Source organism: Pseudomonas sp. GW821-FHT03A09 (assembly GCF_059421065.1).
On sequence record NZ_JBWKUX010000007.1, the window covers coordinates 298,109 to 324,909 of the forward strand.

Consider the following 26,801-nt stretch of genomic DNA (forward strand, 5'->3'; position numbering starts at 1 on the left):
CGTTGCTATCGTTACTGGCGCGGGTGCAGGCTTGGGTCGTGCTCATGCGCTATTTTTGTCTCGTCAAGGCGCTCGGGTTGTCGTAAATGATGTGGGAATAGACGCTCAAAAGTTGCAGAGGAAATCAATGCACAGGGTGGCGAGGCTATCGCTTTCTTAGGCTCAGTCACGGATGAAGGGAAGATCAGCGAAATGATTTCTCTCACCGTGGAGCGATGGGGTGGTGTTGATATTTTAATTTGCAATGCAGGTATTTTGCGCGACCGGTCGTTCTCGAAGATGAGCCTAGATGACTTTAAGGCGGTATTCGATGTCCATTTAATGGGAAGTGTTATTTGTACGAAGGCGGTGTGGGATGTAATGCGTAAGCAGAACTATGGGCGTATCGTATTTACAACGTCTTCTTCCGGTCTTTATGGGAATTTTGGTCAGGCAAATTACGGCTCAGCGAAAATGGCGCTCGTTGGTTTGATGCAGACTTTAGCGCTGGAAGGCGTAAAACATAATATTTTAGTTAATTGTCTCGCTCCTACAGCTTTGACGGCAATGACTGACGGGCTTCTTGGCCCGCAGGCAAAGCGTGTACTTAAACCGGAGGCAGTCAGCGCTGTTCTTCTTTCTCTCGTACACAATGATGCTCCTACTAAAAGTATAGTATGCGCTGGCGGAGGCAATGTTGCCCGGGCATATATAACGCTCACACCTGGTGTTTTTATAGGGAGCTCAGAAGACGCATCTGATCGAATTATCGCCAACTGGACTGAGATCAGTAATCGCGAAAATGAGTTCGTTCCCGAGTCTGGTTTAGAGCAGTCGCAGCAAGAGCTAATTGCGGCATTCCGCCCAAATATGCTGTAACGAAAAGAAGGTTTTTATGCGTGAAGCCGTCATTGTGTCAACAGCTCGCACTCCAATTGGAAAGGCATATCGGGGGGCTTTCAACGCAACGCCCTCTGCGACTTTGGCTGGGCATGTAATTAAACACGCTGTTTTGAGAGCTGGTATTGAAGGTGGCGAAGTAGAAGATGTCATTATGGGATGTTCATTGCAACAGGGCGTTTCTGGGTTGAATATTGGTCGCCTTGCGTCACTCAGAGCTGGTTTGCCGGTTCAAGTTCCTGGTATGTCTATTGATCGTCAGTGTGGTTCTGGCCTTATGGCTATCGCCACTGCCGCAAAGCAAATTATCGTGGATGGAGTTACGATCGCAGTTGCCGGAGGCGTCGAGTCAGTTTCCATGGTACAAAACGAAAAATTGCGAATAGAACCAGATATGGAGCTTTTTGCGATAAAAAAGTCCGCGTATATGCAGATGGTAGAAACTGCGGATATCGTTGCCAGACGTTATGGTATTCGCAGAGATGATTGCGATGAATACGCGCTGCTATCACAGATACGTACGTCGGTAGCACAAAAAAATAATTTATTTTACGACGAGATTGTGCCGCTCGCCTCGATGATGGCATACCGGGATATTGAAACCGGCGATATGGCCTACAAGGAAGTTTTTCTCAAGAGAGACGAAGGGAACCGACCTAATACGACCCTGGCTAGTCTCCAGGCTCTCTACCCTGTAAGCGGGCCGGGGAAGAACGTTACTGCCGGAAACGCTAGTCAACTCTCGGACGGAGCTTGCGCACTGGTATTGATGGAGAGGCTGGAAGCTGAACGCAGAGGCTTACAGCCGCTGGGGCGTTATGTAGGAATGTCAGTCGTAGGATTGGAGCCCGATGAAATGGGGATAGGTCCCGTTTTAGCCGTACCAAAATTATTGAGCCTTAACGGTTTGAAGATGGATGACATCGGCCTATGGGAGCTTAATGAAGCATTCGCAGCACAGGTATTGTATTGCCGCGAAAGACTGGGTATTCCGAGTGATAAACTTAACGTTAACGGAGGCGCTATTTCAATTGGCCATCCGTATGGAATGTCTGGGGCCAGAATGACCGGCCATGCACTGATTGAAGGCCGTCGGCGCGGTGTTAAATATGCAGTAGTCACAATGTGTATTGGCGGTGGTATGGGGGGCGCTGGTTTGTTTGAGATTTTTTAATCTGGCGCACATTCAGTGGGTCAATAGGTTAGACGCTCGAAAGGGTAGTTTTACGGCGCACCGACTGGCTTCTCTTGGACGATTATAGAGCTGTGAGCCTTATAGGGCGATGCAATAACTTTGTTAGTGTTTTTTTTGCTGATGTTGTAATATTTATAATGGTTGTCTTGTTTGGAGCGTATATGCTGAAGCGGAATGATCGGATTAAAAGAATGAGTCTTTCTCTTTATCTCGCTCGCGTTTTTTTAGGCATGAAAACGAAAGTGGTCCCTGATGCAAAAACTATTTCTCGACTTGTCGCAAATCGGCCTTATCCCGACTCCGCGGAAATGCCCTCGCTGCTACGTTCAACTTGCGTGGTGGACGAATGGGAGTTTGAAGGGCAAAAAGTATTTGTTCTCACGCCGAAAAACTCACCTGTAAGGGGGGGGCGTATTATCTACTTGCACGGTGGTGCATATATATATCCATTGAAAAAGCCTCATTGGGAGATCATAGCTGCGCTACTTGATGCGACTGGCTTAAGTATTATTGTGCCACTTTATGCCCTTGCTCCCGAAAATGACTTTCGTAGGGGGACATCGCTAATTGATGTTGTTTATGAACGGGTATTAGAAGAGTGGCCAGGTGACCGCGTTGTTTTAGCTGGTGATAGCGCAGGCGGGAATTTTGCGTTAACTCTTGCAGTAAGACGACGTGATGCTGGGGCGGCATTACCTGACAAACTCTTGCTATTTTCACCATGGCTGGATCTTAGCCTAAGGGATGAGCGCGCCCGAACATTGGAGGAAAAGGATATTATGTTGAGAGTCGATGCTGTGCGAGAGTGCGGGAAATGGTGGGCAGGATCTGAGAACCCATCATCTCCGCATATGAGTCCGTTATATGCAGATCTTACAGGATTGCCCCCAATTAGCCTGTTTCAGGGTGATCACGATATATTGGTGTTTGATGCACGGACATTTGCAGAAAAGGCGACTTTGGCCGGTGTGGATTTAGTCTACGAAGAGTATCCCGGGGCTTTTCACGTTTTTGTGGCAATGACCTGTATCCCTGAGGCAAAGCACGCGTTCCAGCAGATCTCTTTGTCCGTTAGATTACTGCTTGAAAGTTGATTCAATAGCCTGAACGACAAAGGGGGGCGACTTGATTCGAATAAACAAAAAAAACATTCTCTGTCATGCATTGTTGATTTTTGCCATGATAATTAATGTATCAGCCCGGGCTGACGGGGCCGCTGCTATACGGCCAGTGACTGACGCAGGGGGGCTGTCTCATCAGCCAGAAAACGCTGATTTGAAACACCTTGGACAACAGCTTGACTTAATCCGTCAGGGCGCGCCCATCAGTACTAGCGACGAAGCATTAGCGGAGTTTCGACGAGGTGCGATACAGGTGCAGGAAAAAAGTGAAACGCTGTTTAAAGTGCGTGCTGCCGAAATAGAACGACTTGATGATCAGTTGAAAGTACTGGGGGGGTACCAGCCTGAGGAGGCACGCAGTCTTACGGTCCAGCGTGACGTACTCGCTCAACAAAAGAATAGTTTGCTGGACGATGAACACGATGCTAAACAACTCAGTCAGATGAGCACTGATCTCGCTGAGCAGATCGTCAACTTGCGACGCAATTTATTTAATTCCCAAGTCGCCTCACGAGCAGATTCACCTCTTAGTCCTTCGTTTTGGTCAACCCTGATTCGTCCCACTGATGAAGACCTCAAACGGCTGAACAGTTTGAAGAATGAAGCCCTTATTGCTCTGCACAGCGCCGTTAGCCCTGAGCGCCGCTGGGCCTTTTTCGGCAGTCTACTGGCTGCTGTAGTCGTCTGGAGCGTATGCAGACGTGTGCTTGAACACATTTTGACCTGGGCGATGATTAGATGGTTGCCCGAGGGGCGGCTGCGGCGCAGCACGCTAGCGTTGACAGTTGGGTTATCGTCAATCTTGACGATAATGGGGGCTGTCTCACTGGTGCATTGGGGGTTGGCAAGCAATGCCGTTTTGAGTGATACGTTAGCTCGTTTGTCCGACAGCCTAGTTACGGTAGCAACCTTTTGCGCATTTGTTGCAGGCTTGGGGCGTGCCTTGTTGATGTTGCCGCGGCCCTCTTGGCGACTGGCGGCCATTCCAGATGAGATAGCCTCTGCTTTAGGACCTTTCCCAGCGATTCTCGCTGTAGCGCTTATGTTTATGGCCACTGAAGAACGAATAAATGCTGCTACCGGCACCAGTTTGGCATTGACTGTAGCGCTCAATGGCTTGACTGCGCTGACCACGGCGCTGATCTTCGCTGCAGCACTCCTGCGTTTGCGTTATGTACGCAACATGCTCAAGTTGAAGCGCCATAGTGGCCTGGCCAACATCTTGCCTTTTGTTGCCTCCGTTTGGATCGTCGCTATTGTCCTCACCTTACTGACAGGATACCTGTCCCTGGCCTATTTCCTTACGCTCAAGCTGCTGTGGATCAGTGTTGTGGCGGGCACGGCTTATATAATCATTACCTGTTTCGGCGACATTTGCGAAGTTCTTCTCTCACCCAAGCAGCCTAGCGGTTTGGCTCTGGCTAACGCGCTCGGACTGTCACCGCGGCATCAAGCTCAGGCTTACACGGTGCTGGCTGGTGTCGGCCGTACCTTGTTGCTGCTCACTGCCATCATGGCGGCATTACTGCCCGCTGGAGCCAATCCAAGTGACATGCTCCAGAGCATCAGCCAATTGGGAGAGACTAGTAAGGCACTGGGTAACTTGCACATCATCCCACAAGATATCCTCATTGCGTTGCTGACCATCATTGTCGGGTCATTTGCTGTGCGGACCTTGAAGCGCTGGCTGAGCGAGAGACTGCTGCCGGAGACCAACATGGACGCTGGTATGCGTTCATCACTGGTTACGCTGGTGGGCTATGTTGGCTTCGTATTGTTGGCACTATTGGTGATGTCCACCCTGCGCATCAATTTGACCAGCCTGACCTGGGTGGTCAGTGCCTTATCAGTGGGTATTGGCTTTGGCCTGCAAGCGATTGTGCAAAACTTCATTTCAGGGTTGATTCTGCTAACCGAAAGGCCAGTTAAGGTCGGAGATTGGGTCAGCCTCGGGGGCGTTGAGGGCGATATTCGCCGAATCAATGTACGAGCGACCGAGATCCAGATGTCTGATCGCTCGACGGTAATCGTGCCAAACTCACAGTTTATTTCTCAAAACGTGCGTAACGTGACAATGGGCAACGCTCTTGGCGTAGTCAGCATCACCCTCACTTTGCCACTCGATACCGATGTAATAAAAGTTCGCGAATTGTTTGTAGCGTCGTTTATAGAGCACGATTTAATTCTCGACACCCCTGCGCCTTCAGTCACATTTAAAGATTTAGCCAGGGAAGGTCTCATTATTGGCGTCAGCGGTTATGTTAAGAGCCCACGCTCGGTGTCTGCTGCTCGTAGCGACTTGTTATTCATTCTACTTGCGCGCCTTAAAGAAATAGGTATTGGATTGTCATCGCCCCAAAGTGTGGTGTTATTTCAGGAAAAAAAGAATCAGTTAATGCCGGGGGCGCCTGAACAGTCCTAATAAATATGCGCTAAGTTTTAGTCTTATCTGAAGCAAAGCCGATTTTTAAGGTTTAGGGCTGGTTTTTGTTATTAAGAGCAGGGGAAATATATAAATACTGCATGTGTGTAATTTGTTAACTCTCTCCCCCCCCCCCGATGGCCTTGGCCTCGGTTTTTTTATTTTGTGGCTGGCAACTGGCTACAGATCGGTAGATGCGGCGTTCACCACCAACTCCCGAAACCGCTCCAGCACCGAAGATGTATCACCTGCCCGCGTAGCCAGGTGCAACGGCGCTACCAGACTCCTGCAGTATCCGTCCGGCCAAGTCATCTACCCAGCCCTGCAAAGCCAAGACATGGTGTGCACTTAAATTTAAGTGGGCACCAGTTCTAGCCTTTTAAGCGGGTATTTCGTAAGCGTCCGCCCAAAACACCTTGCGAGCGTTTGAATACGACCTGAACAGCCATTTGCCTCGCGCTTGACTCCTTCCTCATGCCCACGCTTGGCCTACACCGTCCCATGCCAGCAATCGATCAGAAACAACCGTTGGAATGGCTTGTTTAGTATGAGACAAAGATACTTCTCAGGAGCGCCTTAACATGGAGGCTAAACGTATGGACGAAGTCATAAGCTATCGAGAAGCAACAGAAAAGGACGCGCCAACGATTTGTGAGTTAGGACAATTGCTCAACTCGGTTCACCATGCTGCACGCCCAGATATCTACGCCGCTGCAACGCCTGAACCTACGCGCGACCTGCCACACTGGATGAGTTTTTTTGAAAATACGTCACAGATTGTTTTTATAGCGCATGTAGGTCTCCATGCGGCAGGTTTTATCACTGCCAGCCTATCGTCAAGCTCCGGGCCACTGATGGAGCCACTGAGCTTCGTGCGCATTGGATCTGTGTGTGTAGCAGAGAAATATTGGGGGAAGAGCATCGGGCGGGGCCTTGTCCAAAAAGTTCAAAAATGGGCTGCTGAGCGCGACGCTAAAGACATCAGGCTGTCGGTCTGGGCTTTCAATGCACCGGCAATTCGGTTGTATGCAGAACTGGGGTTCGAGACTCGTGCATTCGAGATGGGAATGCGCCTCTAACAAGCCTCTTATTGGTTTTCATGCCTAATTAGTCAAATCCTCTAAGTGCGCTGGATTTCCACAGCCCACTTATGTGGCAGTAGATCGTTAATTTCACTCGCCCGCTGCGTCGGCAAACGTGTGAGAACGTCCTTCAGGTAAGCATACGGATCATGCCTGTTAAGCCGTGCCGATTGGATCAAACTCATGATTGCAGCCGCACGCTTGCCGCTGCGTAACGATCCAGCAAACAACCAGTTGGAACGTCCAAGTGCCCATGGCCTGATCTGATTTTCGACCGCATTGTTGTCTATGGGCACAGCCCCATCTCCCAGATAGCGCGTCAGCGCTACCCAGCGTTTAAGGCTGTAATCCAAGGCTCTGGCCGTCGCTGATCCGTTGGGCACCATATCTCGCTGGGCCAACATCCAGTCATGCAGTGCTTTGATTATTGGTGCGGCTTTTTCCTGGCGTATTTGCCAACGATCCGCATCACTCATGTCTCGCGCTTGACGTTCAACTTCGTACAAGCCGCCAATCGAGTGCAGTGCTTGTTCGGCCAACTGGCTTTTATTCGCCACGTGCAGATCAAAAAACTTGCGGCGGGCATGAGCCATGCAGCCGATTTCAGTCATGCCTTTCTCGAAGCCTGCCTTATAGCCGGCAAAGTCGTCGCACACCAACTTGCCGTTCCAGGAGCCGAGGAAGTTGCGCGCATGCTCGCCCGCTCGGCTTGGACTGAAGTCGTAAACAACGGCTTTGAGCGCCGAAAACGGTGTCGTGCTGTAGGCCCAGACATACGCTCGGTGGTTTTTCTTCTCGCCGGGTGCCAGCATTTGCACCGGAGTTTCATCGGCATGAATTACGCTTTCGGCCAGCACCGCTTCGCGCAACGCATCGACCAAAGGCTGAAGCTGTACGCCGGTTTGTCCAACCCATTGTGCCAGCGTTGAGCGTGCGATCATCAGCCCTGCTCGGCCAAAGATTTTCTCTTGGCGGTACAGCGGCAAGTGGTCGGCGAATTTCGCCACCATCACATGCGCCAGCAGGCCTGCGGTCGGGATGCCCTTGTCGATTACCTGGGCCGGCACCGGCGCCTGGATCAGCGTTTCGCACTGCCGGCAGGCCCATTTCCCACGCACATGCTGTTCGACGGTGAACACGCCGGGTGTGTAATCGAGCTTCTCGCTGACGTCTTCGCCGATGCGTTGAAGCTGGCAGCCACAGGTGCACTGCGTATTTTCTGGCTCGTGACGGATCACGGTGCGTGGGAACTGTGGTGGCAGCGGCGCACGCTTGGGTTTCTGGCATGGCTCGGTCGGTGCAGGTCGCGGATTGACCGCGTTTAGCTCTGCTTCGATGGCTGCAATATCAGCATCGAGCAGGTCATCTAGCAAGCTGCCTTGGTCAGGACTGAGCTGTTCGCTGCGCTTGGCAAACTTGTGCCGCTTGAGGATGGCGATCTCATGGGCGAGTTGCTCGTTGACCGTTTCTAGGCGGTGGATTTTCTGGCCCATGGAGTCGACTTGGGACAGCAACTGAATGGCCTGTTCGGCCAAGGCACGTAGCTGTTCCGGTGTCATCTGGTCGAGATTGGGAGAGGAAGTCATGCCGCTGATTGTGCCAGAGCAGGCCTTCAGCGGCGATAAACCGATAGGCTAATAGCCGGTGCTACAGCACTGTGATCGAACCACCCGCGCCGACCCGCTGCCACGGCAAACCCAGTACCAAGGCTTGAAGTTGCTCGTTATCGAGTTCGACTTCCGATCCGTGACGGATGCCGGGCCAATGAAACTTGCCTTGGTTCAATCGTCGCGCTGCAAGCCAGATGCCCACGCCGTCATGCACCAAGACTTTCATCCGGTTAGCGCGGCGATTGGCAAAGAGATAAGCACTGTGCGGCTTCGCCGCACCGAATACCGCGATCACTTTGGCCAATGCAGTCTCGGTACCGGCGCGCATATCCATCGGTTCGGTGGCTAGCCAGATAGAGTCGATGCGGATCACTGGGCAAGCTCACGGATAAAATGGGCGCACCCTTCAGGGTCTGAAGATGGCCAGTGCACGGTTAATTTTTGCTGCCCGAAAGGGATCTCGATACTGACAGGCATTTGCTGATCAGGCCGAGTCGCGGGCTCTAGTTTCATCGGGACGAAAGCGGGCAACGCCGGCGCCTGACGATCACGATAAGCGGGTATCCATTTTCGAACCAAGTTAGCGTTGATGCCATGGCGCAGGGCTACGCTGGCCATGGACACACCAGGTTGCAGGCATTCCTGGACGACTTGGGCTTTGAAAGGTTTGGGATAAGAAGTTCTTTGGCGCATGGCAATCCTGAAGATAAGGGCGATGGTGTCCACGTATTTTTAAGTGGAGAACATCGCCCTTATCGCAGGGATAGGGTAGGTGACTTCGCCGGACGCTTACCTCCTGCATTCCGAAAGCTCGCGATAAACAATCCCGTCCCCCCGCAACCGTTGCATTGAGGCGGGCACAACCGAAACCCCAAGCCCGGCAGCCAATCGCCGCTCAAGGCTTTGAAACGCAGTGAGGAGCTAAATCCGCACACCTAGATCAGTGCTGGCAGTTTTTCCAGGCTGTAAATCGCATTCCACTCGGCTTCGCTGGCGGGTCCAGCGTAGTTGCATTCGACTGTATAAATCATCATGTCACTGAATCGGCATCAGCAGCCATACCGACAGAGGTAGATTGGGGGGCTGCAGGATTTGGAAAAGTTTGTCCGCGTGCGACGTGAAAATCCACTTACATCGACTTGATCGAAACGACTTCAACAAACCGGTATTTTTTGCTGGCCGCCTTAGTAGCTTCTTGCTCAGCGAGGAGGGTGCTCAACGTATCGGCTTCATAGACCATTTCGTGCGTCTTTCCTTCATATTCATTGCCCACCCGTAGCGTGACCCTCAGCCTCGGCGTGAATGGTTTCGCGACTTTCTTTTTCTCAGGCGCTTTCGCCGACGACGTGGTCGCGATATCAGGGAGTGACTTTTGCACTGGAGGTGCATCGTTCTGCACTAATTGCTCGCCATCACCGAACAGTGCGCGGCGCATCTCTTCTTCAGTTAATTCTGGGTTCATGCAAATTCTCAAAGGGATTGTTGTGAGTAGCTCGTACGATTCTATCAGGATGACGAATTACGCTATCGCCCCCTACGGAGTTCAGAAAAATCGTAAGTATTCTTTGATCAATCACGGCCCTGGATCTACTAAGGGGAGAGTAGGGGGCTACCGCCACCACGTTCTTGATGGAATCAGGTGGCACGAACAATCGCTGCTTCATGATCAGTTGGCAATGCGCAAGCCAAGGCGCAGCGGCATTGGTCGGTGCTCTGACCGGACCGCTGCTCACCTCTACCCTAATGCCCGAGCAGATTGAAAACTGGGGCTGGCGCTTGCCCTTCATCATCGGACTGCTGATCGGCCCAGTGGGGTGGTACATCCGCCGCCATCTAGATGAACCCCATGCGCCCGCTGACGCGCCGTTGCCCGTACTCAAAGTGTTGGGCCTTCGTAGTCGGGACCTTCTTCTGGGCATGGTGGACATGGCTGGCTCCACCGTCTCAATGTATATGGTGATCTACTACATGCCGACCTACCTGACCTTCTATTATTAAAGATGAAATCGACTTTCACTGCGGGGTTTAGCTTTAGGTAGGCGGGTAACAGCGGCGCAATTAGGCGCGCCCCCAGCGTCGCCGGGGCGCTCACTCGCAACAGCACCCGCCTAGACCGCCAAGGGCGCATTCACGTAATCACTGGCAACAAGAATGGCTTTATCGATGCAGAGGCCATCTGCGAAGCTGCGTTGCGACCCAGAATCCGCTCAGTTCCAGTAAAGGTATGCGTCCGGGCAAGTCGTCTTGCACGGCGACACCACCTGTGTGGCAGCAGCCCTAAAATCCTACTTGCCCGCTGCGTCGACAGCAGCGTCAGCACATCCTACAGGTAGGCATATGGATGTGCCTGAAACGAGGATTGTCTTATCTCGAACCTTATGCGAGATAACCCAGCAACAATTGCCGCACATTTTCCACTAGCGCAGACTCCCCCTTACGCGGAGGAAGTAGCAGGAACCTGGCTTGCGCCAACGCAGGCAGGCCAGCCCTGTAGGGCTCGACGCCAAGCGGTATGGCACTCGCGTTTAGGCACGCAATGCCAAGCCCTGCCCTCAATGCCGATTGCAACCCCGCCACCCCTGAGGTCGAGTAAACGATCTCATATCCGACATGGTCGCGTTCCAACACTTGGCAACTGTATTCCGACAATCCGCACCCGCTGATCGCGAGCAGTGGTAGCGGCTGCCCAGGCTCTGGAACCCAGCCAGAAGCGGCTACCCATTGCAGTGGTTCCCGCCTCACCTCAAAGGTGCTGGATGTGAACACGCGCTCGTTGAAACGCATGGCCAAGCCAATGTCTAGGTAGTCACTTGCCTGGTCAATTTCCAGACTCTTTTTCATCACCACATGAAGTCGAAGCCGTGGATGCCATTCACGTAGTTTTTTCAGTAGCCCGGCAATGTCGTCGGGGCGGAAGTAATCGGTTATCGCCAAGCGTATCTCACCTTCGAATTGTTCGCCTCGAACATCAGACAGCGCTCGCTCTCCCAGGGTGAGGATCTGCTTGGCGTGGCGCAAAAGTCGTTCACCCGCAGGGGTGGGGCGGACGCCTTGCTTGCTTCGAATGAGCAACTCGACTCCGATGGCATCTTCCAGCTTCCGCAGTTGTTCACTGATGGCGGAGGTCGAGCGAAACAGAGCCGGAGCGGCTGCAGAGATACTGCCTGCGTTACAGACCGCCAAGTAGACGTAGAGCTGGCTAAGATCGAAGTGGTACATGCAAGTTCCGGATAAACAGGAAGATGAACACTGATTTTCCCGCTTTTTAGGATGATGTTCAAAGGCTAAGTTACTGGTACATCACTTACGAGGATTACTGAAATGCCTGGTATCACCCTGACCTTATCTGGGGCGCCTGATGCTGCCTTAGCGTCCCAACTCAGCCACGAGCTGACTGAACTGACTGCACGCGTTCTGGACAAGCAGCCATCTCAAACGATGGTGATCGTTGGGTTCGTTGATCCTAGTTTGTGGTTTATCGACAGTAAATCGCTTGAGAGCTTGGGGCGAAATAGCTTTCGCCTGGAGATCACGATTACCGACGAGACAACCACAGTGGCGCAGAAACGGCGCTATCAGCGTGAGTCGTATGATTTGCTCTCAGAGCGCGTTGGGAATGTACACCTTCATTCGAACGTCCACATCATAGACGTGCGTGCTACGGCGTATGGCTATGGCGGAGTGCCGCAAGCGGAGAAACTATGGGGATGAAAAAGGTAAGCCTCCGCCCAGCTCACCTTGTGTAAGCTAGGCCGGCACCCACTGATGCGGCAGCAATTGCCCGATCTCACTCGCCCGCTGCGTCGGCAGCCGCGTCAGTACATCCTTGAGATAGGCATACGGATCATACCCATTCATGCGCGACGATTGGATCAAGCTCATGATCGCCGCCGCCCGTTTGCCGCTGCGCAGCGACCCAGCAAACAACCAGTTCGACCGCCCAAGCGCCCACGGTCGGATCAAGTTCTCGATCTGGTTGTTGTCGATGGGTACAGCCTCATCCTCAAGGTAGCGCGTCAGCGCTAACCAGCGTTTAAGGTTGTAATCCAGGGCCTTGGCCGTAGCCGAACCATCGGGCACAAGCTCGCGTTGGGCCAGCATCCACTCATGCAGTTTTTCAGCAATGGGCACCGCCGTTTCCTGGCGTAGTCGCCAACGGTCTTCATCGCTCATTTCCTTGGCGTGTCGCTCGACTTCGTACAGCCCACCAATCGAGTGAAGCGCCTGCTCCGCCAATTGGCTTTTATTGGCTACATGCAAGTCAAAGAACTTACGGCGTGCATGGGCCATGCAGCCGATCTCGGTAATGCCCAGCTCAAAGCTGGCTTTGTAGCCGGCAAAGTCATCACAGACCAGCTTGCCGTTCCAGGTGCCCAAGAAATTACGCGCATGTTCGCCAGCACGGCTGGGGCTGAAGTCATAGACCACGGCCTTTAAGGCCGAGAACGGTGTAGTGCTGTAGGCCCAGACATAAGCGCGGTGAGTTTTCCTCTCGCCGGGCGCCAGCATTTGTACCGGCGTTTCATCGGCGTGAACCACGCGCTGGGCCAGCACCACTTCGCGCAGCGCATCGACCAGGGGCTGGAGCTGCACGCCGGTTTGACCCACCCACTGCGCCAGTGTCGAGCGCGGTATGGCCAGGCCGGCACGGCCGAAGATCTTTTCCTGTCTATACAGCGGCAGATGGTCGGCGAACTTCGCCACCATCACATGCGCCAGCAGGCCGGCAGTGGGGATGCCCTTGTCGATCACCTGCGCCGGTACCGGGGCCTGGATCAGTGTTTCGCACTGCCGGCAGGCCCATTTCCCGCGAACGTGCTGTTCGACGGTAAACACGCCCGGTGTGTAGTCCAGCTTTTCGCTGACGTCTTCACCGATGCGCTGAAGCTGGCAGCCGCACCCGCACTGGGTGTTGTCCGGCTCGTGATGGATCACAGTGCGTGGGAACTGCACTGGCAACGGCGCGCGCTTGGGTTGCTGGCGTGGCTCTGTCTGTGCAGGAGCGGGATGAAGAGCTTTTAACTCGGACTCGATGGCTTCGAGGTCGGTATTGAGCAGGTCGTCGAGCAAGCTGCCTTGCGCCGGGCTGATCTGCTCGCTGCGCTTGGCGAACTTGTGGCGTTTAAGGATGGCGATCTCGTGAGTGAGCTGCTCGATGATCGTTTCATTACGATGGATCTTTCGGCTCTGGGTGTCGACCTTGGACATCAACTGCGCAGCCAGTGTGCGCAGTTGTTCGTGGGTCATTTGGTCGAGATCGGGCAAGGAAGTCATGGTGCGGATTTTACCAAAGCAGCCCGCTGCTTCAGCAAAAGAGGCAACATTTAAAGCAATGTAATTGCGCCGCCCGCACCGACTCGTTGCCAGGGTAATCCAAGTACCAGCGCCTGAAGTTGTTCGGGGTCGAGTTCGACCTCCGTCCCACGATGGAGGCCTGGCCAATGAAACTTACCTTGATTCAAGCGCCGGGCGGCAAGCCAAATCCCCACACCATCATGCACCAACACTTTCATACGATTGGCGCGGCGGTTGGCGAACAGATAAGCACAGTGCGGCTTCGCCGCACCGAACACCGCGACCACTCGAGCCAACGCAGTCTCAGTGCCTGCGCGCATGTCCATAAGCTCGGTGGCGAGCCAGATGGAGTCAATGCGGATCATTGAGCCACGCCACGAATGAAACACGCGCAGCCGTCCGGATCCGAGGCTGGCCATTTTACGGTGATGGATTTATCACCCAGAGGCAGCGAGATGATCACCATCTCTTCTGATGCTCGCCTTGGTACCGTTTTTACCGGAACGAAAGCAGGCAAGGTTGCAGGCGATTGATCCCGGTAAGTCGGTAGCCACTTGCGGATCACGTTGGCGTTGATGCCGTGATGGATGGCTACGCTGGAAATCGTCGCTCCGGGTTGCAGGCACTCCTGGACGACCTGGGCTTTGAATGGTTTGGGGTAAGAGCTGCGTTGGCGCATGGAAATCCTGGCGATAAGGGCGATCGCGTCCGCTTAAAATACGCGGACACCATCGCCCTTAATGCTGGAGTTCGGTAGGTGACTTGGCCGGACGCTTACCAGTAAAGACCCTTGAGCATCGATCCTGTCGACTGAGCACAGACTGTACGACAGCTCGCAACTGCCTTGTGTCAATGCTCAGATTTCTAGAGTTAGGATCCTAAATCGCGCGAAAGTAGAGCTCGAAGGTGGTCCCCACATTTAGCCTGCTGGTGCATTCGATACGTGCTCCGTGTCGCTGTATCACCTTGCTGACAAAGGCCATCCCAAGCCCATACCCGTCACCTTTATTGTTGCCTTTGCCGAATTGGCGGAATTCATCGTAAAGCTGTGGCAGATCCTCTTCGCTGATACCTTGGCCTTCGTCTTGAATTCTCAATAACGCTTCGCTCTCCAGTCGCGATAACTGGATGCGTATGGTGGTGGACGGATTACTGTACTTTACGGCGTTTTCCAAGAGATTGAAGATAGCCCGAGTCAACAGTTCCCTGGAGCCGAAAACTACGCAGCTTTCATCATCGACAAAGCTGTGTTTTAAACGGATTTTCTTGCTTTGCGCCAGTGGCCAGACCTGATCCACCGCATCCATGACTATGGCTCCCATGAGGAGTTCTTCGAACATCTGCGGTTTGGATTTTACAGCATCTAACAACATGAAACTGTCAGTCAGGCCCAAAGTGCGTTTGACCTGATGCTCAATCTGGCGACGCAGTTCGTTGGCGGGTAAAGGCGTCGTGGACCTCTCCTGCATCGTGAGAAGTGCCAGAATCGCTGACTGTGGGGCGCGCAAGTCGTGAGAGAGAAAGCGCAACATACTGTTCCTTTGCTCCTCGGCCAGACGTTCTACGGTGAATTCTAAGAGTCCAACCAGCCAGCCGGTGGGCTCGTTTTTCTCTGTATCCATAGGGGATACCTGAATTTTAAAACTGCGCCCAGACGGTGTGAATACTAGCTGGCCTGTTAACAGCTGCATATTGCAGGCGTGATTGTGCCAGGGCTTCTCACTGGCCATCTGCTTGGCCATATCGAGTGCTTCAATATTTCGAAGTATCTGAAAAATGTCCTTTCTGCCTGGCCTGCTCAAATCGTGTGTTTCTTCGGTTTGTAACGTCAAGGCACTCAGGTTGGCCAGTAGTACTTGCCCCGCAAGATCGGTCACAAATATTGCATCGGGAAGACTGTCCAGGCTCTGGGCAATAAAGCGCCGCGAGCTACGTACGTGGTTGATCATCGCTTCTAGGGTCATCGTACGATTGATCAGTTTGTCGCCGTGATAGGCCGTCGCAGGTAGCATAGGCTGGGAATTCAGCTCCAGGGAAATACGATCAATTTCCAGGCCGAAATAGGTGACGATGGCCTGCAGTCGCCTCCAGTTCCAGACCAGATAGGTAAGCACGACTCCAATGATGCTAGGTGCTGGTGACCACCAGCGCCCCAACATTAGAAGGACCACGCTCAGAGTAGAACTGGCAAATATAAAACTCAGGCAAACCAGAAACGTGCGGGGCAAGCGAGATGTGAGAAGCAAGCCGAGAACAATCAAAACTGAGATCATGGAGACACCGACCGACACCCAGGCTGGTACCCTTTTGATCAGGTGGTTTGTGAGCAGCCCATTGAGCAAATAAGCATGGGTTATTACTCCCGCCATAGCTCCTTCAGAGGAGGCCACGGGAGTGGGATAGCGGTCACCAAGCCCAGACGCGGTGGCCCCAACTAGAATAATTTTGTTGTGTAGCGTGTCGGAGGGGATGTTGCCATTGAGCACGTCTATCACCGAGACACTATTGGTCAGGGTGCTAGCACGGCTGAAAGGGATAAGTACTTCATTCCAGCCGAACCAGTGGCCTCCAAGATCGGTTGCACAACATGCAGGAGGCACTACCGGTTGTTCGCCGCCAGGGAAGGTGGCGGCGTAGGCCCTCCAGGTTAATTGGGTTAACTGCTGATGAGCGTTGCCTTCCTTAAGATAGACACGACGCACCACTCCATCGACATCGGCCGCGATATAGATGTGTCCCACCGCTTTTGCCCCTTTCGCGACGGGGCCTATGGGCGGCAGGAAGTGCGGAAGTTCATCCGGCTGTGTTTTTGCCTCACGTAAGGTCGGAACCACTACAGTGCCTATACGCGCCATGGCTTCGCCTAGCCGGGCATCAATCCGGGGGTCGAGATCAGGCTCGGTGAAGATTACGTCATATAACACGCTCTTAGGCGAGAGCAGCGCCAGTTTGTTCAGCAGTTGAGTGTGGATATCCCGAGGCCAAGGCCAGCGGCCCAGGGCCGAGATGCTGTCATCGTCGATGGTGACCAACAAAATGCTCGAGTCGAGCGCAGAGGAGGTTAACGGTACGAGTGTGTCGTAGATCAGTCGGTCTGCTGGGAGGTCAGGCTTATACGCCAGCAGACCTACACTCGACAACAGAATCATTGCAATGATGATCCATTCCCAGAAGCCTCTCCGAAACAACATCTGGGCACTACGCACCATAAGTTAATTAGCCTTGTAGGAGTGGATCGTCAATACCAGTCAGTGCAGAGTGCCGGAACCGAGGACAGAGGACTGAAGGCCCTCATCGGTATCTACCTGCCAATATAGTAGGCCCGGCGGTAAGTCTTTGATGGCGATTACAGTACTTTGAATACCATGTTGATCAATGAGCGGCGCAGACAGATCTGCATTGCTGGAGACCTTCATACGATAGCGTGCATCGGATACGTGAGGTACCTCGGTCCAGTTGAACACAGTATCTTGGCCTTCTTGACGTACCTCGACACCGCCTTTGGCTGCGCGGTGTAATAGTAGGAATTCGGCCGGCATGCCGCGCAGTCCCTGCTTGTCGATTGCGACGATACGCACGTAATAGAATGCATCCTTCAACTCCTTGAAGCGGAATTGGGGAAGAGGGCTGTATTGGCTCTGTTCTATGGACAGAAAGTCGGCGCTACGCGAGATCTGCGCCAAGTATTCCTTCGCAGCCGGCACAGGTTGGGCGCGGATCTGCCACTCGAGATCGATTGGCGCGCTCTTAGCCTCTTCGGCACCCGCAGTAGCGGGTAACAAGTTACTGACCTGTAGCGTACCTTTTTCGTTTAACACCAGGCCCTGATGGGGGTTGACTGAGGTCTCAGGGTGGTTTGCCCTTCGAGTCGTATTGGCCACGACCCGGCCATCCAGCACCTCGATCAGTGAGCTCCCGGGCGTATCAATATGCACCCGAAAGTGAGTGCCGCGAACACCCAGCACACCTTGAGGGGTGATTACTTCAAAGCTGTTGAATGGCATGCCTCGCTTGGGCACGTAGGATTCGACTTCACCCCTCTGTAGCAATATTTGCGGTGCACCATCTGCTTGGTCTTGGCCGAGGGTGAATTGGCTGGGGGACGGTAGGACAGTATTGATGCCATTACCGAAGCTCACGGTAACAAACGACGCTTCGCCGGTGCGAACACTTTGTCCAGCATCGAGCGTCATGCCCTGTGTGAGAGGGCGCTCCCCATGATCCGGGGTGAGAAGCCAGGCATGGCCTTGCAGATGAATGACCTTGGCGGGGAATGCATTACCCTGAATCGGAATGTTCAGCTCGGTGCCCACTTGCAGGTTTTTTGGCGCTCCCAAGGCATTAAGCTTCTGGATTTGTGTCCAGCCCGTGGAGTTTTGCAGATATTGCCCGGCAATATTCCACAACGTCTCACCTTTTTTGACGACATGTATTTGCGCGGGCGGGTCGGCCAGCACGAGGAGCGGCATGAGAATGACTGATAGCCCCGCACAGAAACTAAGGGCAAAAAAAATGTTATTACGCATGACGCTATCCTTGCTGGTGTTCCAGACGACCGTTGGAGACGTACAGCAAGAATAAATGAGTTCAGGCCTACGTGCCGCCATGCTGCTATATTTTTGAGAAGGGGAGATGATGCCCTGCACGATCAGTGATTAGCGTGTGTTGCCATCGCCCAAGCCCCAGGGGGGCTGGAGGAAATTGGTTTTTCCGGGCATGGACCCGCGCTAGCGCCCGGCCGTAGCCTGTTGAGGACAGTGGCTTCTCGAAGGTTCCGAGAAACTGTAGGCCCTGTGCGTTGAGATCCTGCAAAAACGTCGTGAACTTGTCTTGGGGGATGGGATCGCCGAACAGAGAGTAATAATCTGTCAAGTGGTCACGAGAGGCTATCTCCAGTAACGCGCAGAGCTCTTCAGCGTCTAGAGCGGTGCTGCAAAGAAGGACGTCATATGGCTTCTTGGTGTCGCGCAGGGCAACCAATGCTTCTACGCAGCTGAGTACTGGAAACGTACAGAAATAGCCCGCGTCATTCAGCATTGTAAGTGTGCTCAACAGCTGAAAAGACCATTTTTCTATAATCAGGATGCGCGTATTGTTTTTCTCCAATGGCATAACGTCATGGATGACACTAAAAGAGGCGCTGGCCATGAGGGTAAGAAGCCTTTTCGGTGGTGATGAGTTGGATCTTTAACTAAACTAATCAGTTAAAGTACGACGAATTATCTGGAGTCGAAAGCTCGGATGATGCATTTTAAAGAAAACTGTCACTGTTCGCCACTTAGGTGACAGTTGTTCAGAATGTAGAGTGTGTTTTCTGTTTCTTTGACCAGTGGTCAATGCCATATATTTAATTGGAGGCGTTTTCTATGCGTATAGCCATTCTTGATGATGAATCTGTAGAGTTGGAGTTGTTATCCCGCGCGCTTGGCTCATACACCCTGCCTGATGGTACATCGCCTATTTGCACGCAGTTTTCCAGCAGCAAGGAACTGTTGCGTCGATTTAAACAAGAGACCTTTGACCTGGTTTTTCTGGATTGGCAGGTAGCTGAAATCAATGGCCTGCAGGTACTTCAATGGATCAAGGAGCATCTTGTTCCGCCTCCCCCCGTCATCATGCTGACTTCCCGCACAGCCGAGCAAGACGTGGTTCAGGCTCTCAATGCGGGGGCTGCCGAGTACGTCAGCAAGCCCTTTCGCCAAGGGGAACTGTTGGCTCGTTTAAACAATGTCATACGCCGACACACTCAGGACAACGTCGCGAGTGAGGCTTTTTTGGCCTTCGGGAATGTCCGATTTAACGCTCAGGAAGGGCTGGTAACGGTCAACGATAAGCCGGTTGACATGACGTTGCGAGAGTTTAACTTGGCATTGCTGTTATTTAAAAATCAAGGGCGGCCCTTGTCGCGAGGCTACCTATATGAGCACCTGTGGTCACGGGATGAGCATTTGTCCTCGCGTACGCTGGATACTCATATCTACCGTATTCGCAACAAGCTGCAACTGACCTCTGAGTTCGGTTGGGCCCTGAGCACGGTGTATGGCTATGGTTATCGTCTGGAGGCGGTGGATGGCAAGGCTGGTGCTGAGGAGTAGCCATTATTACTGGGTGCAGTAGCAGCTTCCTGTCGCTTCTATTTTCTAGGCGGTTTCAGTTTCCAATTACTTCGATAGTGACTCGGCGATTAGGCTGCAGACAGTGAACGAGCTCGGGGGTGAGTCTGAGGCCTGGACAGTCTACCAGAGGATTCGCACTGCCTTTGCCAGCAACAGTAATTCCATCACGACGGATGCCTGAGCGCTGGAGTATCTGCGCCACGGATTCGGCGCGTTTAAAAGCCAATATCTGGTTGGCTTCAGGCGGGCCAATCCGGTCGGTGTAACCAGTCAACACAAGTTGTGGCTGCTGGTGGTATTCGTTGCGCAGCAACTTGGCGAATTGCTCGATATTTTGGCGGCCTTCGGCCTTCATATCCTGCTCACTGGACTTGCCAAAATCGAACAACGCATCGGAAGAAAGATTCAGTTCTCGTATAGAGACGGGCGGCTTAAGCTCTTGGAGGTTAGGTCGCGAACAATGCATATCCCATTGTTTTTTTTGTATTATTTTTTTATTTTCGTCCAGTATGACTGGAGTCTGGCAGGTGATGCGCTGGCCCTCATCATCAAAACTGAATGCGTATACGAGGCTTTTGTTGGTCCTCACTATTTTGGCCGGTTCGCCGGCCAAGGTGGCTTTTTCGTCGACAGCAATGGAGTGGGTTGTCGTGCCAGGTTGGCCGCTCTTCACTGCACAGGCAGTCAGTGTCAGGACGAACAGGCTCATAAAAAATTTAATTGTGTATTGCATTTTTAAAGCTCCATAAGCTTTCATGAGACTTCCATATTATGTTTGTAACGGTTAGTTGAGTAAAAATGTTAACAATTGCTCAGGATTCTCGATTTTAAAGTTGTGAAAAAATTTAAAATCTATCTTTCTCTTAAAGCTTCGCGGGCCTTGTTGAAGGGTTTTGTTAAGTAGGAGAGTACGGTTTTTTGCCCGGTATGAATATCTACAGTCGCAATCATCCCAGGGACAATCGGCAGTCGTTTGCCATTTTTACTCTGCAAAGAATCAGAGTCGGTCAATATATATACGCGGTAGTAATAAACATCTCGATGAACATCATCTTGAATGGTGTCGGGGGAGATTAGTATGACTTTTCCCGGTAGGCCGCCATAGATGGAGTAGTCATAAGCGGAGATCTTTACTGTTGCGCTCTGATCTGGATGGATATACGCGATATCCCGAGGAGAAATCCGCGCCTCAACCTGCAAGCGATCATCCAAGGGTACGATCCGCATGAGTTGGCCGTTGGGTGGGATTACGCCGCCAACAGTGTTGATCTCGATGTCCTTGATGATCCCACGAACAGGGGAGGCGAAGGTCAGCCTCGTCAACGAGTCATTACGCCCGCGGGTGACCGACTGCTGGGCTTCAATTTCTGCGTTGGCTTTTGCTAGCTCTTCGCGAGCCTTGACTAGGTATTGGGTCTGAGTGTCGGTGTATTTGTTCTGCAGTTCGTTGAGCTGACGCTTGAGCCGCAAAACCTCTACCGCACTGGCGGCACCTCGGGTGACCAAGGGTTCGGTCATTTGCAGTTCACTGCGGATCAGGCGCATCGCTTCGCTCATGCCCAAGAGTGACTCTTCCAAGCTCTTACGACGGGAGTGATACAGCGCTGTTTCGGCCTGCACCAGGTCAGGTTCACTAAGCACATCCTTGGGGAATTGCAACACGGTGCCGTTAACTTCTGCCATTAGGCGAGCCGAGGTGGCTTGGGCTGCACGACTGCGCGAGGCGCTTTCCTCCACCGCTGATTCAATTCGAGTGCGATCCAGCTGAGCCAGAACTTGGCCTTTCTCGACTATTTCGCCTTCCTGTACCCGCAGGCTGGCAAGTACGCCACCTTCGAGGGATTTAATCACTTGCTCCTTGGACGATGCGATCACCTTGCCGGTACCGGTAGACACTTCATCAAGCTTGAAATACCAGGCCCAGGCCGCGAATGCGAAGACCAGCGTGGCTATCAGCCAGATCAGCTTTGAAGCCCGAGGCAGCTTTTTTTCCGACAGGCCGAAGCCATCGATTTGTTGGGAGTCGGGGGCACGCGTCAATACCTTGGGTTTGGCTGCGGGTTTGGGGGCGGTGGTGACGGACTGGGGCATGGTGTTTGGCTTCGCTCGCAAAATAATGATAGTGAGGTGAGATTCAGGCCGGGCTATTTTTGCCCGAACTGAGCGAGCACCTGCTCTTTGGGGCCGTCAATGACGATTCGCCCGCCATCAATCACCAGAATTCTTTCGACCCACTTGAGTACTGTCAGACGATGAGTCGCTACGATCAGGGTGCGGCCTTCGAACCAGGGGGCCAGTTGATCCAGAATCTGCATTTCGCTCACCTCGTCTACGGAAGCGGTAGGCTCATCGAGCAGCAATGTGTTGGGTTCGCGAATGAGCGTGCGAGCCAGCAGCAAGGATTGCTTTTGCCCTCCTGAAAGACCGAGGCCGCCTTCCAAGATTATGTAATCGAGGCCACCTTCCTGGGATTGAACCAGGCTCAAAGCGCCGCTCAACGTGAGCGCCTGGAGAATCTCGGTATCGGTTGCCATTGGGCGACCCATGATCAGGTTGTCGCGAATCGACCCGAAAAACAGTCGCGAGTTCTGGGTCAACAAACCTACATCTCGTCGTACATCGGCAGGATCAATCAGGGGCATTTCCAGGCCGTCGAGTTTGACCGAGCCACGCTGCGGCAGGTGCATGCCCGCCAATAACTGCAGAAGTGTGGACTTGCCGGCACCGTTGCGCCCCAATACCGCAATGCGCTCGCCGGGCTTGATGTGCAAACTCTTGATGTCCAGCGCTGGGGATTTGTCCTTCTCGCCGTACTGGTACTGCACACCACTCAGGGTGAACTCGCCATGGATCAGTGGCCGATGCAGCAGTCTTGAGTGCTCCGGCTGATCCACTGGACGTTTCATCAGGTCATCAAGGCCCTGACGTGCAACCTTGGCTTGCTGCCAGCGGGCAAATACGCTGGAGATTTGCGCCAAGGGCGCCATCATCCTTGACGCGAGAATTGAGGAGCCCACCAAGGCGCCGGTGGTCATCTCTCCACTCATCACCAAGTAGCAACCGGCCAGTAACACCGCGGCATAGACCACGCTTTGCAGTTCCTGTGTCCAGGTCATCAGCAGGTTGGTGATATGGCGTTGTTTGATGGATATATCCGCCGAGACTGCGTGCAATTGGTTCCATTGGTTCTGGAAGCGCGGCTCAGCGCGCAGCAGTTTGATGTCTTCAATACCTTGTACAGCTTCCACCAGCACAGCGTTGCGAATCGCCGATTCACGCATGCCTTCGGTAGACAGCCTGGCTAATGGCTTTTGTGCTAGCAGGCCAGGCAGGATCAATAAGGGCAGAGCTGCCAGTGCGATGTATACCAAGGGGCCTCCCGTAAGGTAGAGGACCACCAAAAACAGCAGAACAAATGGCAAATCAGTGAGCGTGCTGATGGTCGTTGAGGTGATCAACTCACGTATCTGCTCCAATTCCCGGATCTGCGAGATGAAGGTACCTGTGGATTTTGAGCGAACGTCGTTGCGTAGCCGCAACGCATGGCCAAACACCAGATCGGTGATTTTCAGGTCGGCACGTTTGCCAATCAAATCGGCGATCCTGGAGCGGGACATACGTAACATGAATTCGAAACTGATCGCCAGCATCACCCCGAGAAACAGTACCCACAGGGTTGACGCAGATTGTGCTGGCACCACCCGGTCGTAAACCTGCATGGAAAAAATCACTCCGGCCAGGGCCAGGATGTTGGCGAGCATGGCAGCCAGTGCCACATCGCCATAACGCTTCCAGTCCCGCAGCGCGATGCTCCAGAACCAGTTGGGTTCGTAGGGCTTGATGTAGTCATCGACCCTGGCGTCGGGCACCGATGACTCGGGGCGCAATATCGCGACCCGGGCCGCCCTTGCGCGCAGGTGTTCAACGGTCAGGCTGATGTACAGCCCCTGCTCGCCACTCATGAGAATGCTGACATTTCCCTTGCCATCCGCTTTCTCAACGATTGCCACCTGGCCGTCCTGCAATTGAACTGCCAAGGGGAGGCGCCAAGGGTCGAGAGCGGCATCTGAGTAGGGCTCAAAGCGTAACATCAGGCCCATTTGCGAGGCCATGCGATGAAGTACCACATCAGGGTCGCTGCCTCGTTCCCATGAGAGCGAGACGCGCACCACTTCTTCGGAAACGCCCATCCGATAATGTTTGGCGATGTTGAGCATTGTCTCCAGCCATGACTGATACGGAGCGGCACTACTGGTCTCTTGAACCGTCATTGCTGGATCTCGATTTGTTGAATGGACGTGTTGTTTAGCGCATAAGCGTCACGGCTTCGGCCGGAAGCTCCGATGAATGTGACCAGGCCCGCCCAAAAGTCATGGCGGGTGATTTCCTCGTCGGCAGCAGCCTGATAAACCTCCTGCTCGGCGTTGAGCAGGTCCAGCACCGAACGCGTTCCAACGGTGTACTGTTCCTTATAGAGCTCGCGGGTCTCTGTCATGGTGGCCATGCGTTGACCCAAAATGCCCAGGCGCATGCGAGCACCGATGGCTTGTTCTCGCGAGCGCAACAACAAATCTTCTGCTGACAGACGGGCCTCGTTGATGGTGGATTCTGCGCGGTCAATGCCGGACAGAGCTGAGCGGATCTGTGCAGAGACGGCGCCACCTTGATAAAGCAGCATGGAGCCGGTAAGCATCACGGTGTTGTAGCTGCCGCGATCAATGCCATTACTTGGGTTCGTGCCGCTGAGCGCCTCGTTGGCCGACGCTTCAATCGCGATGGTCGGATAGCGTTGGGCTTTTGCGTTTTCTAGTTGACCATAGGCGGATTTTCGGTCGGCTTCGGCTGCCAAAACATCCGGCAGGATGGCGTAATCCAAAGGGCTATTGAGGTGCGCCGCTTGCTCAAGGTCCGTTGGCAAATCTGCAACCGAGGCCGGCAATGGATTGCCGACCAGAGTCGATAATCGCGCTCGCCACTGGCGGAGTAACGTTGTGACTTGTTGCAGGTTGGCTCTGGCACTTTGTTCCCGGGTGGTGGCCTGTATGTAGTCCGACTGGGACGTAAGCCCTGAGTCGGCGCGCATTTTGACCATTTCCAGCACCCCCTGGACTGCCTTGACTTGATCGGTAGCGATTTTCAGCAGTGCTTGCTGGCGATGTACTTCCACCATGGTTTCGGCAGTCTCCAGGGCGATGGCGTCAATTTGCTTGAGCAGTAATGCCTGTTGTTTGAATACCTGGCCCTGGGCTTGGTTGACGGAGCCGCTGACTTTGCCGAAGTCGTGAATCATCTGTGACACAGAGACTGTTGCGACTTGGCTATTACCGTAGGTGTTGACTCTACCTGAGTTAAAACCCGCACTGATTTTTGGGTAGTATCCGGCCTTGGCATAATCCACCGCACCTTCCTGCTGGGTAATCGCGGAGACGGCCGAAAGGACCGATGGGTGACGAATTACCGCGATAGCTACGGCTTCACGAAGTGCGAGAGGGTCCGCACGCAACGGTACGCTAGAGCGAAAATTCGCAGGCCCGGGTGTAACGTCAAGTTCATCTGCCAGCCGTTGTGATCCTATTCCCTGGGCTATGGTGGGGGTTTCTTTAGACAACCAAGGAAGTTCAAGTGTGGCCGCCTGAGCAAGTTGGCCGAACGATGGAAGCAGCAGCGCGCTAACTAAAAAGCAGCGAGATCCAAGCATTTATTCGAATTTCCTCGTTGATAAATAAAACCCAGAGGGGAACGAGTCCACAGAAAAAAGGGCTGTTCAATAATTACAAAGACCGAGACGGCGAGGTGGCCCAAATTTTGGGCCCCTTAGGGCAACTCCGCCGAGTTGTAATGCAGCAGCAATTCGATTAGTAATGATATTGAGATCTTTATAAGTGACCAGGGAGCAGCCTTGAAAAACAGCAATCGGCCGCGGGCGCTTGATGGCATGAATTGCAATGAAATCGGGCGCGTGAACAAACGTGCGAGTGGCTAGCCGGAGCGATCTCACAATGTGAATCCTATATTTTGTTATGAGCACTATCTCCTTAGAAAGCGATGGTAACCAGTCGCATAAATGGAACGATGAGTTTCAAAAATGAAACGAAATTAAAAAACCGAGCTTGATCGTAAGCAGGTTCTGGAAAGAGCATGCACTCGGCCAGGCCAGTTAATAACTGTTGTCTATGAGCGTGAACTGATTTGTAACCATGTGGATGAGTCATGCCTATGGCGTATGTTTTGCGATTTTTTAAAATGTGCGGCTTGTGAACAATTGTGACGGCAAAGTCATGGGGTGGGCGAGACTTGATATTTTACGGCAAACATAGTTGTTGCTTGCCTTCTCAAGCCTGTCGAGGTCGTGTCTATGAAAGGTTTTATGTCTATTACAAACAAAGCAACTCATGTGGAGATTTCTGCCTCCGGTAATGAGCTGTCTTTGAGTGCGCCATCGGTTGTCCAGTTGGCGGTCAAGCGAGCAGATATAAAAAACATTGAGCGTCAGGGGGACATGCTCGTCGTGATCTTGGCCTCGGGTACAGTGGTCAAGATTCACGGTTTCTTCCCGGCCCAGGGGCCGCAGCAAAACGATCTTGTCATCAATAACGAGAATCACCTCTGGCTCGCTGAGTTTTCGAATGATGGTCAGATGGTGGCGCAGTACGATGCCATCGATTCCATCGAACCACTGCTGGTCAATGAAAGCTTCGATCTTTCTAATCTGGCTTGGGTTTTAGGCGGCCTTGCGTTGGTCGGCGCTGTTGCAGGCGGCGGTGGCGGTGGTGGTCACGATCCTGTTGCGCTGCAAGACACCACTGCACCGACCGCACCGACCGTTGCGGTCGCCACCAATCCGGATGGCAGCCTGACCATCGGTGGCACAGCCGAACCAGGTACGACGGTAAAAGTGACCAACCCGGACGGTTCGACTGAAACGGCCACTGCTGGCCCGGACGGTTCTTATTCGGTCACCACACCGCCGAACCAGCCTACGGGCGAAGTGACTGCGGTCACGGCTGACCCAGCGGGCAATACCAGTCCAGCGACTTCGGTTTCGTACACCGACACTACTGCACCGACCGCACCGACCGTT

General features: G+C 53.2%; 23 protein-coding genes and 3 pseudogenes. 9 read left to right on the forward strand and 17 right to left on the reverse strand.

What is annotated here, in order from left to right; translation table 11 throughout:
* Positions 1-111: 111 nt before the first annotated feature.
* The 4 genes and pseudogenes from AC07V4_RS15755 to AC07V4_RS15770 all read left to right on the forward strand — a co-directional run.
* Positions 112-858, forward strand: a pseudogene (locus tag AC07V4_RS15755) (SDR family NAD(P)-dependent oxidoreductase); the annotation flags it as partial.
* 16 nt (positions 859-874) lie between these two features.
* A complete protein-coding gene (locus AC07V4_RS15760) occupies positions 875-2,053 on the forward strand; it encodes an acetyl-CoA C-acyltransferase (protein WP_492636992.1) in 1,179 nt (392 codons plus the stop codon).
* 182 nt (positions 2,054-2,235) lie between these two features.
* Positions 2,236-3,168, forward strand: a complete 933-nt coding sequence (locus AC07V4_RS15765) for an alpha/beta hydrolase (RefSeq protein WP_492636991.1) — start codon at positions 2,236-2,238, stop codon at positions 3,166-3,168.
* A gap of 85 nt (positions 3,169-3,253) precedes the next feature.
* Entirely contained in the window at positions 3,254-5,617 is a 2,364-nt protein-coding gene (locus AC07V4_RS15770) for a DUF3772 domain-containing protein (RefSeq protein ID WP_492637186.1), read from the forward strand.
* A gap of 180 nt (positions 5,618-5,797) precedes the next feature.
* On the opposite strand, the pseudogene AC07V4_RS15775 reads toward AC07V4_RS15770, so the two are convergent.
* Positions 5,798-5,908 (reverse strand): annotated as a pseudogene (locus AC07V4_RS15775) (LysR family transcriptional regulator); the annotation flags it as partial.
* Between the two features lie 305 nt (positions 5,909-6,213).
* On the opposite strand from AC07V4_RS15775, the gene AC07V4_RS15780 reads away from it, so the two are divergent.
* Entirely contained in the window at positions 6,214-6,696 is a 483-nt protein-coding gene (locus tag AC07V4_RS15780; RefSeq protein WP_123359006.1) for a GNAT family N-acetyltransferase, read from the forward strand.
* A 41-nt stretch (positions 6,697-6,737) separates the two neighbouring features.
* On the opposite strand, the gene tnpC (AC07V4_RS15785) is transcribed toward AC07V4_RS15780, so the two are convergent.
* The 5 genes and pseudogenes from tnpC (AC07V4_RS15785) to AC07V4_RS15805 all read right to left on the reverse strand — a co-directional run bounded on the left by tnpC (AC07V4_RS15785) (position 6,738) and on the right by AC07V4_RS15805 (position 9,771).
* Positions 6,738-8,285 (reverse strand): IS66 family transposase, encoded by a 1,548-nt coding sequence (tnpC, locus tag AC07V4_RS15785; protein ID WP_492636990.1) that lies wholly within the window; start codon positions 8,283-8,285, stop codon positions 6,738-6,740.
* A 61-nt stretch (positions 8,286-8,346) separates the two neighbouring features.
* Complete coding sequence (gene tnpB, locus AC07V4_RS15790; protein WP_038452917.1) at positions 8,347-8,682, reverse strand: IS66 family insertion sequence element accessory protein TnpB; 336 nt, start codon at positions 8,680-8,682, stop codon at positions 8,347-8,349.
* The gene (gene tnpA, locus AC07V4_RS15795) at positions 8,679-9,035 is read right to left on the reverse strand and encodes an IS66-like element accessory protein TnpA (RefSeq protein WP_492636989.1); all 357 of its coding nucleotides are present in this window, start codon (positions 9,033-9,035) and stop codon (positions 8,679-8,681) included. Before tnpA (AC07V4_RS15795) ends, tnpB (AC07V4_RS15790) begins: the two co-directional genes overlap by 4 nt.
* A gap of 69 nt (positions 9,036-9,104) precedes the next feature.
* A pseudogene (locus AC07V4_RS15800) lies at positions 9,105-9,197 on the reverse strand (LysR family transcriptional regulator); the annotation flags it as partial.
* 241 nt (positions 9,198-9,438) lie between these two features.
* A complete protein-coding gene (locus AC07V4_RS15805) occupies positions 9,439-9,771 on the reverse strand; it encodes a hypothetical protein (RefSeq protein WP_492636988.1) in 333 nt (110 codons plus the stop codon).
* A 200-nt stretch (positions 9,772-9,971) separates the two neighbouring features.
* On the opposite strand from AC07V4_RS15805, the gene AC07V4_RS15810 reads away from it, so the two are divergent.
* Complete coding sequence (locus AC07V4_RS15810; RefSeq protein ID WP_492636987.1) at positions 9,972-10,307, forward strand: hypothetical protein; 336 nt, start codon at positions 9,972-9,974, stop codon at positions 10,305-10,307.
* 378 nt (positions 10,308-10,685) lie between these two features.
* Here AC07V4_RS15810 and AC07V4_RS15815 read toward each other — a convergent pair whose 3' ends face one another.
* Positions 10,686-11,528, reverse strand: a complete 843-nt coding sequence (locus tag AC07V4_RS15815) for a LysR family transcriptional regulator (RefSeq protein ID WP_307330130.1) — start codon at positions 11,526-11,528, stop codon at positions 10,686-10,688.
* 102 nt (positions 11,529-11,630) lie between these two features.
* On the opposite strand from AC07V4_RS15815, the gene AC07V4_RS15820 reads away from it, so the two are divergent.
* Complete coding sequence (locus AC07V4_RS15820) at positions 11,631-12,020, forward strand: tautomerase family protein (RefSeq protein WP_492636986.1); 390 nt, start codon at positions 11,631-11,633, stop codon at positions 12,018-12,020.
* A gap of 36 nt (positions 12,021-12,056) precedes the next feature.
* Here the strand turns inward: AC07V4_RS15820 and tnpC (AC07V4_RS15825) are convergent, their stop codons facing one another.
* The 6 genes from tnpC (AC07V4_RS15825) to AC07V4_RS15850 form a co-directional block, all read right to left on the reverse strand.
* Entirely contained in the window at positions 12,057-13,583 is a 1,527-nt protein-coding gene (gene tnpC / locus AC07V4_RS15825; RefSeq protein ID WP_492636985.1) for an IS66 family transposase, read from the reverse strand.
* A 50-nt stretch (positions 13,584-13,633) separates the two neighbouring features.
* Complete coding sequence (gene tnpB, locus AC07V4_RS15830) at positions 13,634-13,969, reverse strand: IS66 family insertion sequence element accessory protein TnpB (protein WP_492636984.1); 336 nt, start codon at positions 13,967-13,969, stop codon at positions 13,634-13,636.
* Positions 13,966-14,283, reverse strand: coding sequence for an IS66-like element accessory protein TnpA (gene tnpA / locus AC07V4_RS15835; protein ID WP_307330116.1), 318 nt, complete (start codon positions 14,281-14,283; stop codon positions 13,966-13,968). Before tnpA (AC07V4_RS15835) ends, tnpB (AC07V4_RS15830) begins: the two co-directional genes overlap by 4 nt.
* A 199-nt stretch (positions 14,284-14,482) precedes the next feature.
* Positions 14,483-16,753 (reverse strand): CHASE2 domain-containing protein, encoded by a 2,271-nt coding sequence (locus AC07V4_RS15840; RefSeq protein WP_492636983.1) that lies wholly within the window; start codon positions 16,751-16,753, stop codon positions 14,483-14,485.
* A 99-nt stretch (positions 16,754-16,852) separates the two neighbouring features.
* Positions 16,853-18,130, reverse strand: a complete 1,278-nt coding sequence (locus AC07V4_RS15845) for a FecR family protein (protein ID WP_492636982.1) — start codon at positions 18,128-18,130, stop codon at positions 16,853-16,855.
* A gap of 85 nt (positions 18,131-18,215) precedes the next feature.
* Entirely contained in the window at positions 18,216-18,752 is a 537-nt protein-coding gene (locus AC07V4_RS15850) for a hypothetical protein (protein WP_492636981.1), read from the reverse strand.
* A 218-nt stretch (positions 18,753-18,970) separates the two neighbouring features.
* On the opposite strand from AC07V4_RS15850, the gene AC07V4_RS15855 reads away from it, so the two are divergent.
* The gene (locus AC07V4_RS15855) at positions 18,971-19,699 is read left to right on the forward strand and encodes a response regulator transcription factor (protein ID WP_492636980.1); all 729 of its coding nucleotides are present in this window, start codon (positions 18,971-18,973) and stop codon (positions 19,697-19,699) included.
* A 55-nt stretch (positions 19,700-19,754) separates the two neighbouring features.
* Here AC07V4_RS15855 and AC07V4_RS15860 read toward each other — a convergent pair whose 3' ends face one another.
* From AC07V4_RS15860 to AC07V4_RS15875, 4 genes are all read right to left on the reverse strand, one after another.
* On the reverse strand, positions 19,755-20,477 hold the full coding sequence (locus tag AC07V4_RS15860; RefSeq protein ID WP_492636979.1) for an OmpA family protein: 723 nt from the start codon (positions 20,475-20,477) through the stop codon (positions 19,755-19,757).
* 95 nt (positions 20,478-20,572) lie between these two features.
* Positions 20,573-21,811, reverse strand: coding sequence for a beta-barrel domain-containing protein (locus AC07V4_RS15865; protein ID WP_492636978.1), 1,239 nt, complete (start codon positions 21,809-21,811; stop codon positions 20,573-20,575).
* 53 nt (positions 21,812-21,864) lie between these two features.
* A complete protein-coding gene (locus AC07V4_RS15870) occupies positions 21,865-23,991 on the reverse strand; it encodes a type I secretion system permease/ATPase (RefSeq protein WP_492636977.1) in 2,127 nt (708 codons plus the stop codon).
* A complete protein-coding gene (locus AC07V4_RS15875) occupies positions 23,988-25,418 on the reverse strand; it encodes a TolC family outer membrane protein (RefSeq protein WP_492636976.1) in 1,431 nt (476 codons plus the stop codon). The genes AC07V4_RS15870 and AC07V4_RS15875 overlap by 4 nt, the downstream gene beginning before the upstream one ends.
* Positions 25,419-26,075: 657 nt before the next feature.
* Here AC07V4_RS15875 and AC07V4_RS15880 point away from each other — a divergent pair.
* Positions 26,076-26,801: BapA/Bap/LapF family prefix-like domain-containing protein (locus AC07V4_RS15880; RefSeq protein ID WP_495029366.1), on the forward strand; the 726-nt coding region annotated here is incomplete at its 3' end.

Excerpts from the sequence above, each read along its gene's own strand:
- AC07V4_RS15760 (WP_492636992.1), top strand. The coding sequence starts at position 875 with ATGCGTGAAGCCGTCATTGTGTCAACAGCTCGCACTCCAATTGGAAAG.
- AC07V4_RS15765 (WP_492636991.1), top strand. The coding sequence starts at position 2,236 with ATGCTGAAGCGGAATGATCGGATTAAAAGAATGAGTCTTTCTCTTTAT.
- AC07V4_RS15770 (WP_492637186.1), top strand. The coding sequence starts at position 3,254 with ATGATAATTAATGTATCAGCCCGGGCTGACGGGGCCGCTGCTATACGG.
- AC07V4_RS15780 (WP_123359006.1), top strand. The coding sequence starts at position 6,214 with ATGGACGAAGTCATAAGCTATCGAGAAGCAACAGAAAAGGACGCGCCA.
- tnpC (WP_492636990.1), bottom strand. The coding sequence starts at position 8,285 with ATGACTTCCTCTCCCAATCTCGACCAGATGACACCGGAACAGCTACGT.
- AC07V4_RS15805 (WP_492636988.1), bottom strand. The coding sequence starts at position 9,771 with ATGAACCCAGAATTAACTGAAGAAGAGATGCGCCGCGCACTGTTCGGT.
- AC07V4_RS15810 (WP_492636987.1), top strand. The coding sequence starts at position 9,972 with ATGATCAGTTGGCAATGCGCAAGCCAAGGCGCAGCGGCATTGGTCGGT.
- AC07V4_RS15815 (WP_307330130.1), bottom strand. The coding sequence starts at position 11,528 with ATGTACCACTTCGATCTTAGCCAGCTCTACGTCTACTTGGCGGTCTGT.
- AC07V4_RS15820 (WP_492636986.1), top strand. The coding sequence starts at position 11,631 with ATGCCTGGTATCACCCTGACCTTATCTGGGGCGCCTGATGCTGCCTTA.
- tnpC (WP_492636985.1), bottom strand. The coding sequence starts at position 13,583 with ATGACTTCCTTGCCCGATCTCGACCAAATGACCCACGAACAACTGCGC.
- tnpB (WP_492636984.1), bottom strand. The coding sequence starts at position 13,969 with ATGATCCGCATTGACTCCATCTGGCTCGCCACCGAGCTTATGGACATG.
- tnpA (WP_307330116.1), bottom strand. The coding sequence starts at position 14,283 with ATGCGCCAACGCAGCTCTTACCCCAAACCATTCAAAGCCCAGGTCGTC.
- AC07V4_RS15840 (WP_492636983.1), bottom strand. The coding sequence starts at position 16,753 with ATGATTCTGTTGTCGAGTGTAGGTCTGCTGGCGTATAAGCCTGACCTC.
- AC07V4_RS15845 (WP_492636982.1), bottom strand. The coding sequence starts at position 18,130 with ATGCGTAATAACATTTTTTTTGCCCTTAGTTTCTGTGCGGGGCTATCA.
- AC07V4_RS15850 (WP_492636981.1), bottom strand. The coding sequence starts at position 18,752 with ATGGCCAGCGCCTCTTTTAGTGTCATCCATGACGTTATGCCATTGGAG.
- AC07V4_RS15855 (WP_492636980.1), top strand. The coding sequence starts at position 18,971 with ATGCGTATAGCCATTCTTGATGATGAATCTGTAGAGTTGGAGTTGTTA.
- AC07V4_RS15860 (WP_492636979.1), bottom strand. The coding sequence starts at position 20,477 with ATGAAAGCTTATGGAGCTTTAAAAATGCAATACACAATTAAATTTTTT.
- AC07V4_RS15865 (WP_492636978.1), bottom strand. The coding sequence starts at position 21,811 with ATGCCCCAGTCCGTCACCACCGCCCCCAAACCCGCAGCCAAACCCAAG.
- AC07V4_RS15870 (WP_492636977.1), bottom strand. The coding sequence starts at position 23,991 with ATGACGGTTCAAGAGACCAGTAGTGCCGCTCCGTATCAGTCATGGCTG.
- AC07V4_RS15875 (WP_492636976.1), bottom strand. The coding sequence starts at position 25,418 with ATGCTTGGATCTCGCTGCTTTTTAGTTAGCGCGCTGCTGCTTCCATCG.